The organism is Acinetobacter cumulans, assembly GCF_003024525.3.
Taxonomy (GTDB): Bacteria; Pseudomonadota; Gammaproteobacteria; order Pseudomonadales; family Moraxellaceae; genus Acinetobacter; species Acinetobacter cumulans.
The window spans coordinates 1687010-1699580 of sequence record NZ_CP035934.2 but is presented as its reverse complement, the minus strand read 5'-3'; the positions used below and the strand labels follow the sequence as shown (position 1 = coordinate 1699580).

Here is a 12571-nt window from a genome sequence, read left to right as displayed (position 1 = left end):
TGTTTATAGCCTATCTAACTTGGCTTAAGTCCAATAAATCACGCCATACACGTGTTTGGCATTCAAATTGCTTAATAGTATTACGTTTTATTAAAAAAGTAATATTGGGGCTTGGTCAGTATGGGTTATGTCGCAAGAGAGCTCAGTCCGAAAAGCAAGCTATTGCTCGGCTTCGGATCATTTTTAATTCCTGTGCTTATTTGGTGTGCAGTGAGTTATTTGCCATTTTTATGGCATCCACAGGTGCAAATTACTCAGTCTGGCAGTGTGTCGTATTTGCAAGTCGATAGCCGTGTAGACAAAGCGGTGTTTTATGCCGAAGCGCAATCTGCGGTCAATGCAGGTGCAGAACCACCGCAAGGTAAACTGGTCAATCCAATCTATCTACCTGCACCGCATGAAGTGGCAAAAGCGCTGGTCACAGCCTTTATTACCCCGCCAGCCCAACCAGATGCCCCATGGTTTCATCAAAGCTTATGGCACAGTATTAAAATTGTGTTCAGCGCTTTTTTTATCGCCTCTCTCATCGGTATTCCGCTGGGTATTCTTTGCGGTTTTTCTCAAAAAATATCTCAACTGACAGAACCCTTTGTTGAGTTTTTCCGCTACTTGCCCGCTCCTGCTTTTGGTGCCTTAGCCGTTGCGATTTTAGGCATTAATGATGCACCTAAAATCGCCATTATTGTGATTGGTACGCTATTTCAGCAAATTCTAATTATTGCGAATACCACACGGATGGTAGACCGTGGCCTGATTGAAGCAGGTTTTACGCTAGGTACCAATAAATTAAAAAGCTTATTTCATGTGGTGATTCCAGCGGCGCTTCCCGACATTTACCGCGATTTACGTGTATTGTTGGGCTGGGCTTGGACTTATCTGATCGTATCTGAACTGATTGGCACAACCTCTGGGATTACGTGGTTTATTACTCAACAAGCGCGTTACCAAAACTTTGACAATGTCTATGCCGCGATCCTCATCATTGGAGTGATTGGTTTGGTGTGCGATGTGGTGCTAATGAAACTCGGTCAACGTCTATTTAAATGGAAAGCAGGAGCAAAATAATGAACAGCACAGAGTTTAATGCCACCACTTATTTCGATGCAATTTATGCACGCCCTGTCATTTTAGAAGCAAAAAAACTTACACAAAGTTTTAAACACGGCAAGACTGAGCGCACTATTTTAAATCAGTTGGATTTAAAGATTCATAAACGTGAATTTATCTGCGTGATTGGCCCATCGGGTTGCGGTAAATCGACCTTTAGCCGAATTGTGGCTGGACTTGACCCTTACAGTAGCGGTGAATTGCTGATCGATGGCCAAGTCATTGAAGGACCAAGCCCTGAGCGTGGCATGGTGTTTCAAGGCTACACGCTTTTTCCATGGAAAACGGTCAAAGAAAATGTGATGTTTGGCCCTTTAATGAAAGGTGCCAGCAATGCCTCGGCTGAATCCAACGCCCGCGAATGGATTGATATTATTGGTCTAGAAAAATACCAAGATCAGTACCCGCATCAGCTGTCTGGCGGAATGAAACAGCGCGTTGCTATTGCCCGCGCATTGGTCAATGAACCAAAAATATTATTGATGGATGAACCGTTTGGCGCGCTTGACCCGCATACCCGTCAAAAAATGCAAAAACATTTAATGGATCTTTGGCAAAACATTGATATCACCATCATTTTTGTGACCCACGACATGGATGAAGCCATTTTATTAGCGGATCGTATTGTGGCGCTCAAAGCCAATCCTGGTGAAATTAAAGAAATAATTGAGGTCGATTTACCCCGTCCTCGTAATCCTGAACTCATGCTGAGTCCTGAATTTAAACAACTGCGCGAACGGGTGGATTTCTTGGTGCATGCGCAGGAAGACGAGCTCGACCCAGCGATGGAAAACCTACCGAAAATTCCGCGTATGACCCAAGTCAGTACGCAAAAATAACTGGATTAATCCCTCTTCATCTTTAGGACGGCCTAAATGATGTACTACAGCGTTGGACGGCCAACATTATAGGAGTTGAAGATGAATGAATCTTATGTTTTGCCACTTGTTGATATTTCAAAAATGCAAAGCACGGTACTGTCAGAACGCTTAGAAGTAGCCTCTGCGTTGGATCAAGCCTGTAAAGATGTTGGTTTTCTTTATTTAAAAGGTGATCAGTTCAATTTTGATTTTGCGACATCACTGATTCAGGTGGCAAAGCGTTATTTTCAACAAGATACCGCCAGTAAAATGCAACACTATATTGGGCTGTCGAAAAATCATAGTGGCTATGTGCCAATTGGTGAAGAACAATTTGCAGGCAACAGCTACGACTTAAAAGAAGCCTATGACGTCAATTATGATTACCACGGCGAAACTACGGCATTTCCATTGCTTGGCCCTACTTTATGGCCAAATGATGCCACATTTAAAAGTACCGTCAGTGATTATTACTGCCATTTACGCAGTATTAGCGAGCAGATTTTTCAGGCCTTTGCTTTAGCTTTGAATGTAGATGAGCATTTTTTTGATCGTAAAATTACCCATCCGACCAGCCAACTGCGTCTAATCCATTATCCCTATAACCCTGAAGTGAAAGATGCTGAAGGTATTGGCGCACATACAGACTATGAATGTTTTACACTGCTCTTGCCGACTGCACCGGGTTTGCAAGTATTAAATAAACAAGGTGAATGGATGGATATTCCATTGATTGAAAATACCTTGGTGATGAATATTGGCGACATGATGGAAGTTTTGTCGAATGGCAAATATTTGGCCACCAAGCACCGTGTTAAAAAAGTCTCTGAAGAGCGCTACTCTTTCCCTCTGTTCTGTGCCTGTAATTACGAAACAATTATTGAGCCTGTACATTCTACTGAAGCGCCCAAATATCAGCCCTTAATTGGTGGTGAACATTTATTTAATCAAACCGCGCAAACCTTTAGTTATCTCAAAAAACGTATCGCTTCAGGAGAGCTGAGTCTAAGAAATGCTGTGCCTTTGTCATCATTTGGTATGGATGAAAATACAGAAGTACAAGGAGCAAGCGCATGAATCTATTTCAGGCTTTAGCACAGCTTCCAGCCAGCCAAGAGGTTTCAGGTCCTATTCCAGACTATTTGTATGGTGCTTTTCGCCGTAAAAGCATTAGTTTTTCAAATGGTTTAACGGATGAAAAAACGATTGTGTATTGGTTTCAGTCACGTAGTTTCACCATCGATCTACGTTTAAAAAGCCAAGAAAATACGCCAGTAAATGAGCGTCAAGGCTGGATTGGCAACACTCTTTGGGATGCTGAACAGCAATTATTGTCTTGGGACGTTAAAGCACACTCAAATTATCAAAATCATGTGCAATGGCCAGAACCTGCCAAACTGCATGCGATTGGCAACTGTATTTTAGAATTCTCTCCAAGCAATGTGTATGTCGAAGACTGGCGTCAGCAAGTTCATGAAGGGCTATTTTTAGGCCTGCGGTTGAAGTCAGCCCTCGATATAGAAAGTCATCAACCATTGCCGATGGATGGTGGTTTAATTATTTGTGATAAGTATGTGGCCTTTGCACTGAGCCGTTTACCTACAGATCAGCAAACAGTTGCCAGCATCGACATATCATCTGCACCTACTATGTATAAAACGGTGATTGAAAGCTTTGAAGTTTCCATCGCTGTAGATGGTCTGCATAAGCACTATACAACGACTTCATCTCAGCAAAATCAAGTGCTTAACTTTGATCATTTTGAAGTTATTGATGAAACACATTTAAAGCAAAACGTAATTATTAATGGTCAAGCAGTACAGCTGATGTTCGAGGTGGATATTTATGTTCCACATTATGCATTTCAGCATCACACTGATACCACGACAGAAAGTACAGATTGGTTACGAAATGAAAAACAGCATCTCATGCACCATGCAATAGAATGTCTATAGGAAATCAATGTCGTTTATATATTTGCTTATCGCAATCATTGCCGAAGTGATTGCTACATCCGCCTTAAAAGCCAGTAATGGCTTTACTGAATTTGTGCCGATTATTTTTACCGTATTGGGCTATGCCATTGCGCTCTTTTTTTTAGGTTTGACCTTTAAATCGATTCCTATGGGATTGGCCTACGCCATGTGGTCCGCTGCAGGCATTGTGCTTATTTCATGCGTGGGCTGGGTTGTGTTTAAACAAAATTTAGACCTACCTGCCATGATTGGTTTGGCCTTTATTTTATTGGGCATTGTGATTATCAATGTTTTTTCTAAAAGCACAGAGCTTTGAGATGTCAGTTTTGAAATGTAATTTTTAAATAATATCTTTGAAATTTTAAAGACTTAAATTGCTATAGATAAAAATGCTCTAGCTTGCTGTTGCACACTAGAGCATACGTTTCGAATGAATTAACTGTGATCAGTCGGCTTCTATAAAATGCCTTTCACTAGAAAAAAGCATCCAACAATACACAACAGCACCGCGAAACATTTTTTCAGTACTGCTGGTGAAAGCGCATGCGCAGTTTTCGCACCATATTTAGCAGTGAAGAAACTCATCACACTAATGCCAAAAAAGGCATAGATATGAATAAAGCCAATGGTATTTGGAATTTCAACTTGCTGCTGCATGCCAAAGAACATAAAGCCTAATGCACCCGCAATGGCAATGGGTAAACCGCACGCCGCAGACGTCCCGACCGCTTTTTGCATCACCACGCCATTTGCCGTTAAATACGGCACTGTAATACTGCCACCGCCAATTCCGAAGATTGCCGATGCAACGCCGATACCCGAACCCGCCGCAATTTGCTTAGCTGTAGATGGCAGTGTTTTGTTTGGATCGACTGGCTTTTTTGCTCCCATAAACATGGTATACGCCACCCAAAGTAAAAACACACCGACAATCATTTGCAGATGTAAGCCCGACAGCCAGCCTGCAATGCCCGCGCCTGCAAAACAGCCAATCGCCATAGGTGGGGCTAAATTTTTAAATACAGGCCAAATCACAGCGCCATTCTTATTGTGCGCCATCAAGGAGCTGATCGACGTCACCACAATCGTAGCCAAGGACGTACCTAGCGCCAAATGCATAATCACATCGGGGCTATAGCCCATTTGGCTAAAAACAATATAGAGCAATGGCACAATGATAGTACCGCCGCCAACGCCAAACAGCCCCGCAGCAAAACCAGCAAATGCGCCAATAATTAAGAAAGTAATGAGTTCCACGAAATAGATACTTTTAAAAAGATGTATTGAAGAAGTCTGACTGGTTTAAGCCAACTCCACTTGACCTACAGCATGATAAGCACGGTTGAAATACACCAAACTTTCTTCCTGCTGACTTTGCTTGATTGCGACCACACGGCACATAAACACGCTGTGCGTACCCACTTCTTGAATCTGTTCAATCTGACAGTCAAAACTGACCAAAGCATCTTTGAGTATTGGTGAACCTGTTTCTAATGTGGTCCAAGAACCCAATTTAAAACGCTCTTCCGAATTAAATTTGCTTGAAGCAAAGGCATTGGAAATTTGCTCATGCTGTGTGCCCAAAACATTGACAGACAGAACTTTATTTTCAAGAAAATGCGCATGAGAACGAGATGATTGATTCATACAAACCAGCAAAGTTGGCGGTGTATCTGTCACACTGCATACTGCTGATGCTGTAAATCCATGCATGCCTGCTTCACCCTCAGTCGTAATCACGTTGACTGCAGTCGTCAATAAAGACATTGCATTTCTAAAATCAGTTGCTTCAATCATCTCTTCAATCTCAATGGTCTATATGGCTTATCTCTTTCTCATGTTTGGATAATAGGGATTTCATTTCCTTCTTGCTCCTACATGAAATTGAGTCAGCTCGAATTTATGCGGTCAATTCTTGGCGAATAATGGCAGCGCCTGCGCTTAGCGCATTTAGTTTGCCTTGCGCCACGTGGCGAGGTAAAGGCGCCATACCGCAGTTTGTTGAAGGATATAGCTTGTCGGCATCTACGAATTGCAATGCTTTGCGTAATGTATTTGCTACTTCTTCTGCTGTTTCTACTTGATTGGTTGCTACATCAATTGCACCAACCATCACTTTTTTACCGCGGATGAGTTCGATTAAATCCATTGGTACACGAGAGTTTTGGCATTCAAGTGAGATGATATCCAGCTTCGATTGTTGCAATTTCGGGAATGATTCTTCGTATTGGCGCCATTCATTACCCAAAGTCTGTTTCCAATCGGTATTGGCTTTAATGCCATAACCATAGCAAATATGAACGGCTGTTTCGCATTTCAAACCTTCAAGCGCACGCTCTAATGTCGCAATACCCCAGTCATTGACTTCATCAAAAAATACGTTAAACGCAGGCTCATCAAATTGAATGATATCCACGCCTGCCGCTTCAAGCTCTAACGCTTCTTGATTCAGGATTTTAGCAAATTCCCAAGCCAATTTTTCACGGCTCTTGTAGTGTCCATCATACAAAGTATCAATCATCGTCATCGGGCCAGGCAAAGCCCATTTGATCGGCTGATTGGTTTGGCTGCGTAAGAATTTTGCATCATCCACAAACACTGCTTTCTTACGCGATACTTCGCCCACCACAGACGGTACACTTGCATCGTAACGATTACGAATACGCATCGTTTCACGCTTTTCGAAATCTACACCTTCAAGATGTTCAATAAATGTGGTCACAAAATGCTGACGGGTTTGTTCACCATCACTGACAATATCAATGCCTGCATGGATTTGTTCATGCAAAGATAATTTCAACGCATCACGTTTTGCATCTAATAATTCTTCGCCTTCAAGTTTCCATGCTGACCACAATTTTTCAGGTTCAGCCAGCCAAGACGGTTTAGGTAAGCTACCAGCAGTTGAAGTTGGGAGTAAAATGGCCATATTCGATCTTCTATCTCTATTTTCTTTAAAACGGGTGGTTTAACTCACCCGCGTTTTCATCTATTTAAGTGATTTAAAATTAAGCTGCGTCTGCATTTTCAATACTAAAATTAGCCGCCCACTCATTCAGAATGTCTTTATATGGCTGAATAAAATTCTCTTCTGTCCATTTGCCCTGTTTAACCGCCAACTGACCACGTTCAACACGGTCATACACAATACGGGTTAATGAGTAATCGCCAAAGCTTAAGCTTGGTTGATACACTAAACCTGCTGTCGCATTGGTATTGTAAATTTCAGGACGGTAGATTTTTTGGAAGCTTTCCATGGTGCTGATCGCGCTGATCAGTTCGAAATCTGTATAGTCGCTGAGCAAGTTATTTGCTGAATAGAATGCCAATGGTGCAGTCGCATTTTCAGGTTTGAAGTAACGAACGCTTAAGCCCATTTTTGCAAAATAGTCATCGGTACGTGAATGGTCATCATTGGTGTATTCCACACCTAAGATCGGATGTACATTTGCAGTACGGTAATAAGTTTTTGTCGTTGAAACACTTAAGCAAATCACAGGCTGTTTTTTAAATTCAGCTTTGAATACGTCTGAATTGATCAAGTGTTGATAAAGCTTGCCGTGTAAATCGCCAAAATCTTCAGGTTTTTCATTGAATTTGCAACCGAGTGCAGGCAATACCACACTGAAATCATAGTCACGCACATACGATGAAAAACTGTTGCCGATCATGCCTTCAATGCGTTCATTGGTTTTATGGTCGATGATGGTGCTTTTTAAAGTTTCAATAAACGGGAAAGTTTGACCATTGCCTTCTACATCGAGTTCAGCAGAAATAATGTCAATTTCAAGTGAATAACGATCCGCATTTGGGTTATCACAGCTGGCCAAAGTGTTGAAGCGGTTATTAATCATTGCCAAGGTACGGCGTAAATTTTCTTCACGGTGCTCACCGCGCGCCAAGTTAGCAAAGTTCGTTGTTAGACGTGTATTGTCAGCTGGTTTATAGTTTTCATCAAAGCGGATTCGTTTGATTGAACATGCAAATTTATTACTCATGGAGATTCACGACCCTAAAATTAAAATAATCAAAATTTCTGTATGGAGTAATTTATACGTGAATCTTAAGATGAATAAAAATGATTTAACCTCAACACAAAGTGAGTGAAATTCATGTTTGGTAATTTTATAGGATGAATCTATTTCAATTTAGGTCAATGCGCGCATTTTAAAACTGACTAACCCATAGAATAATCTCAAATTAATATAAGTATAAACAACACTTTATGATTTTATTAAATGCATATTCATATCAGCATTCTGCTGATTTTTTGATGTAAAAATGAAGCTGATTGATAAGAATGTCCACTTTTAGAATGTGGCTATTTATTATTCTAAGTGAATTAAACTCAGCTTAAACTGAGAAAAGATCAAATTATTAACTGGATTTTCATTTCTTATATTTAGGTCCAAGTACCCAAATTTATCATTTAGATACTTGCCCTATATTTGTAAATTGCTATGCCAATACTTTAAAAAATAAAAGATTTATGCACGACAATCCCTGTCATTGCTCCATCACCCACGGATAAAGCAACTGAACCGCCTGAACGTGTGACATCACCGCAAGCATAAATTCCTTTAACATTTGTTTCTTTTGCAGGCGAAGTTTTAATGGCCTCGCCATATTCATTGCAGTCTATCTCTAAACCTAAATGATGAATCCAGTTCGATTGCAGACGAGTAACGGTTGAAACAAATAAACCATTCAATTGAATTCGTTCACCATCTGCCATTACAACGTCACAATGACCTTCAATATGGTCAATTTTACGCGTTTCGATCTGAATTTGACGCTTAGAAAGCTTCGCTAATAACTCATCATCCAATTGATCTACAGCAATTGCATCATTTAAAAATAAAGTAGTATTGCCCCAATCTGGCAACATCAACGCCATGTGTAATGAGTGCATACCCGACACCAACATGCCAATTTCACCTAAGTTCAGTTCATAACCATCACAATATGGGCAGTGATAAATAGATTGCCCCCAACGTTCAGCCAAACCATTCACTTGAGGCAATTCGTCACGTACGCCAGTGGCAATAATTATTTTTTCAGCTTGAATTTGCTGATCACCTGCGATAACTGAATATTTTCCATCAACTGCTTTTACATCTGTAACCGTTTCAGCAAGCCATGAAATCGTGGAATACTTTTCTAATTGTGCTTTAGCTTCTTCTGCAATAGCACTAGGTGATCGGCCATCTTGCGTCAAAAAATTATGTGAATGTTCAGCAAAACGATTACGACGTTGCCCTGCATCAATAATTAAAATACGGCGGCGCGCACGTGCTAAAGGTAAAGCTGCAGAAAGCCCTGCATAACTGCCTCCAATAATCACAACTTCATAATTCATGTTCATAATTCCTAATATGTAACTTTTGAAGTTACCATATCATTTAATCCATGTATAAGAAACTTTTAATGTTACAATCTATCAATTTCTCCGATAATCAATTTCCTCATGCGTAAAGACAGTAAACTTTCACGAATGCTGCATGTCCTGCTACATATGGCGCGTGAAAATAAGCCTTTTACATCCGATCAGATTGCCGAAATGCTAGAAACAAACCCAGTTGTGGTACGTAGAACCATGTCGGGTTTAAAAAAGCATGGATATGTTGATTCTGAGAAAGGCCCTGGTGGCGGCTGGAGTTTGATTAAACCTTTGCATGACATTTCGCTGTATGACATTTACCTTGCTGTCGGTGAACCTTCAATTTTTGCGATTGGCAATGAACATTCAGCACCAGATTGCTTGGTAGAACTGGTGGTCAATCGGGCACTTGATCATGCCTTTTTTGAAGCGCAAGAAGTGCTGATTAAAAACCTTAAAGCAACTCAATTAGACCAATTGGCACATGATTTTCAGATTGAATGGAATCAGCAGATTAATGCGAAATAAAATAAATGCATCTTCAAATCTGTTTCAATTTTAAGTCTCTGTACTGAATCTGTCTCAGCTCAAACTTAGAAAAAATCAGCATATTCGAAATTTGATATTTCCATGAATCGCTAAAATATAAAGTTTATATTTATAGCTTATGATTATGTCAAACAAACTTGAACGTCAGAAACTGACGCTTCCAACAGGTCATGACAAGCTTTTATTGCATTCTTGCTGTGCGCCCTGTTCTGGCGAAGTCATGGAAACTTTAATTGAATCTGGTATTGAATTTTCGATCTTTTTTACAATCCTAATATTCATCCAGTTAAAGAATATGAAATCCGTAAAGAGGAAAATATCCGCTTTGCAGAAAAACACAACATTCCGTTTATCGACTGTGATTACGACACAGAAAACTGGTTTAAACGTGCCAAAGGCATGGAAAATGAGCCTGAAAAAGGTATCCGCTGTACCATGTGTTTTGATATGCGCTTTGAACGTACAGCATTATATGCAGCAGAACATGGCTTTAGCCTAATCAGCAGTTCACTGGGAATTTCACGCTGGAAAAACATGCAGCAGATTAATGACTGTGGTCATCGTTCGGCTTCACATTATGACGGAATTACATATTGGGACTATAACTGGCGTAAAAATGGCGGCGCTGTACGCATGCTGGAAATCAGTAAGAAAGAAGAATTTTATCAGCAGTAATACTGTGGCTGCGTCTATTCACTGCGCGATACCAATCGCTGGCGCATGAGCCAAGGCCGTGACCGAATCAAATTAGGGGTGAAGTTTTATTCCAATGCGATGGATGAAGGAGATTAATTCCTTTTATGAATTGATGTTACGCAGTAACATTTATAAATTTTAAACTTTGTAATAAAAATTGATACACGAAAACGTCATCCGCAATTGTTTGAGACAGGACTACATCTAATTGATAAGGTTTCTGTGATTTATTGGTTATTTTGATGAAAGTGAACGAGTTCTGTCGGTGAGGAGTAACGCTCCGCAAGATGGTTTCCTTGCGCAGTTTCACTGCTCATTTTGCCGAAACAAAAGTACTTCGAGCCTGAGCAAGTTAAAGCAAGGCTTTAACGAAGCGCAAGACGCAGTGGCTATTCCCTAAATTTAAACTTTTGATGTAAGACTCCAAAGAGCAAGCCTATATTTTCGTCATTGGTAAATTAAATCCATACTCAGTGCGTAACATCAGTTATTAAGCTTCTGCCGCTAAATACCAATTTTTCCAAGAACTAGTGCCACGAACCTCAATAGGTACAGTGGGTATCAGCTTTTCTTTCAATACTTGTGTTTGCTGCACTGCTTTGGCAAGGCGCGCTTTCACAGAATGAATGCATTCGCGGTCACCAAATTCACAGCGGTCTAAACTTGTGCCACCACATGGCCCATTGGCGAGGCCTTTGGGGCATGTTTCTGGGCAAATATACAAAGTATCGCCCAAACGGCATTGTCCACAGCTTTCACAGCCTACAACACCATGTTTACTGATGTATTCAGTTTTTAACAAAGTTTTTGCAGCCGTGGCTTTTTGCCAAATTTGCGCTTTAAAAATAAAACGCCCTACACCTTTGCCAAGCTTTGAATCAAACAACGCATCATGCATTAAATGCAATTGATGATATTTAAAAAGCTGTCTGGATGATGGCGGACGGGAAAAATAGCTCAATTCAGGCTGAAACTCTGCGCCAGTGTGTATCTGCCAAAGTTCATTCCACAATTTCTCAAGTGCATCCAAATTTAAATGTCGATATTGCTCTATATAGCTTTCCAGCAGTGCCTGCTCTGCAGGTTTATGGCATGCAGATAAATCAACACCCGCAAAACCTAATTGTTTACAGATGAGTATCTGCAAAGCACAGCGCAAATACACCCGTTCTGAAAGCCCTGCTTGTTTTTCTTCCTCTAAAACCTTGAGCATATATGGCGTAATAACTATACCTGCCACTTGATTCTTCAGCATAAATTTAGCCCGCGCCAAACTAAGTGGCATTACGCAGGCAAGAATTTTTTGACTATAGTGATGCTGTGTTAAAAATGCCTTTGCTTGCTTGAGCGCCTGAATGTCGTAGCCCAATTGGGTAATAATAAAGTCTGCGCCAGCTTTTATTTTTTTATGCAGTTTTAAATACTGTGCATCACGTTCAGCTTCGGTATATTTGAACGGATTAAAGGCAACACCAATACAAAAACCGCCTGCTTTTTTGGCAGCCATGACCGCATTGACCGACTCTAAATATCGGCTACGCGCTGTGCCGTTTTCTCCGTTGCTGTGCTCTTTTAACTTATCACCTGTCAGTAAGAGTAAATTTTGAATATCTGCCTTTCGTGCTTGCTTTAAAAAGTTTTCAAAATCATGAATATCTCTGCCTTTACCAGCAAAATGCAATACTTTTTCTAGGTCTTGTGGATACAATTTACTGGCTTCAAGCGGTGACGTATCATGATCTGAATGCACACGGTCAGCTAAAGTCATTACGGCGGGATAGCCTGCGAATTGCTTTTTTACTGGAAAAATCTCATTCAACGACGTGAGATATTCCACCAAAATACAAAACTGGTTTTGCTGAAAATAGGAAGAGAGCAAAGACATAAAACAGTAAAATAAAATAGAAATATTTAGAAGCTCGCTATTATAGTTCTATGCTCACAACTATTCATATTACTTTTTTATAATTTAACTAAAGGCTTTAAATCAATATACATTTTGA

Annotated in this window: 12 protein-coding genes and 1 pseudogene; 7 read left to right on the top strand and 6 right to left on the bottom strand. The window is 40.5% G+C overall.

The window, feature by feature from the left end; genetic code table 11:
• Positions 1-120 precede the first annotated feature (120 nt).
• The 5 genes from C9E88_RS08120 (at position 121) to C9E88_RS08100 (ending at position 4259) form a co-directional block, all read left to right on the top strand.
• Positions 121-1065: an ABC transporter permease gene (locus C9E88_RS08120; protein ID WP_106984397.1), complete on the top strand. Its 945-nt coding sequence runs from the start codon at positions 121-123 to the stop codon at positions 1063-1065.
• Positions 1065-1946, top strand: a complete 882-nt coding sequence (locus C9E88_RS08115; RefSeq protein ID WP_106984398.1) for an ABC transporter ATP-binding protein — start codon at positions 1065-1067, stop codon at positions 1944-1946. Before C9E88_RS08120 ends, C9E88_RS08115 begins: the two co-directional genes overlap by 1 nt.
• Positions 1947-2027: 81 nt before the next feature.
• Complete coding sequence (locus tag C9E88_RS08110; RefSeq protein WP_106984399.1) at positions 2028-3044, top strand: isopenicillin N synthase family dioxygenase; 1017 nt, start codon at positions 2028-2030, stop codon at positions 3042-3044.
• A complete protein-coding gene (locus C9E88_RS08105; protein ID WP_106984400.1) occupies positions 3041-3922 on the top strand; it encodes a hypothetical protein in 882 nt (293 codons plus the stop codon). Before C9E88_RS08110 ends, C9E88_RS08105 begins: the two co-directional genes overlap by 4 nt.
• Before the next feature lie 7 nt (positions 3923-3929).
• Positions 3930-4259 (top strand): DMT family transporter, encoded by a 330-nt coding sequence (locus tag C9E88_RS08100; protein WP_106984401.1) that lies wholly within the window; start codon positions 3930-3932, stop codon positions 4257-4259.
• Positions 4260-4399: 140 nt separating this feature from the next.
• Here C9E88_RS08100 and C9E88_RS08095 read toward each other — a convergent pair whose 3' ends face one another.
• The 5 genes from C9E88_RS08095 to C9E88_RS08075 form a co-directional block, all read right to left on the bottom strand.
• Positions 4400-5200, bottom strand: a complete 801-nt coding sequence (locus tag C9E88_RS08095) for a sulfite exporter TauE/SafE family protein (protein WP_106984402.1) — start codon at positions 5198-5200, stop codon at positions 4400-4402.
• Between the two features lie 45 nt (positions 5201-5245).
• Positions 5246-5740 (bottom strand): flavin reductase, encoded by a 495-nt coding sequence (locus tag C9E88_RS08090; RefSeq protein WP_106984403.1) that lies wholly within the window; start codon positions 5738-5740, stop codon positions 5246-5248.
• 103 nt (positions 5741-5843) lie between these two features.
• Positions 5844-6872, bottom strand: coding sequence for a methionine synthase (locus C9E88_RS08085; protein WP_106984404.1), 1029 nt, complete (start codon positions 6870-6872; stop codon positions 5844-5846).
• Positions 6873-6951: 79 nt separating this feature from the next.
• Positions 6952-7941: a putative oxygenase MesX gene (locus C9E88_RS08080; RefSeq protein ID WP_106984405.1), complete on the bottom strand. Its 990-nt coding sequence runs from the start codon at positions 7939-7941 to the stop codon at positions 6952-6954.
• A 473-nt stretch (positions 7942-8414) separates the two neighbouring features.
• Complete coding sequence (locus tag C9E88_RS08075) at positions 8415-9302, bottom strand: NAD(P)/FAD-dependent oxidoreductase (RefSeq protein ID WP_171501783.1); 888 nt, start codon at positions 9300-9302, stop codon at positions 8415-8417.
• Between the two features lie 108 nt (positions 9303-9410).
• Here C9E88_RS08075 and C9E88_RS08070 point away from each other — a divergent pair, with 108 nt between their 5' ends.
• Together C9E88_RS08070 and C9E88_RS08065 are read left to right on the top strand one after the other, a co-directional pair.
• Positions 9411-9851 (top strand): Rrf2 family transcriptional regulator, encoded by a 441-nt coding sequence (locus tag C9E88_RS08070; protein WP_106984407.1) that lies wholly within the window; start codon positions 9411-9413, stop codon positions 9849-9851.
• 139 nt (positions 9852-9990) lie between these two features.
• Positions 9991-10547, top strand: a pseudogene (locus tag C9E88_RS08065) (epoxyqueuosine reductase QueH).
• 511 nt (positions 10548-11058) lie between these two features.
• Here C9E88_RS08065 and C9E88_RS08060 read toward each other — a convergent pair.
• Positions 11059-12453, bottom strand: coding sequence for a methylenetetrahydrofolate reductase C-terminal domain-containing protein (locus C9E88_RS08060; protein ID WP_106984408.1), 1395 nt, complete (start codon positions 12451-12453; stop codon positions 11059-11061).
• Between the last annotated feature and the right edge of the window lie 118 nt (positions 12454-12571).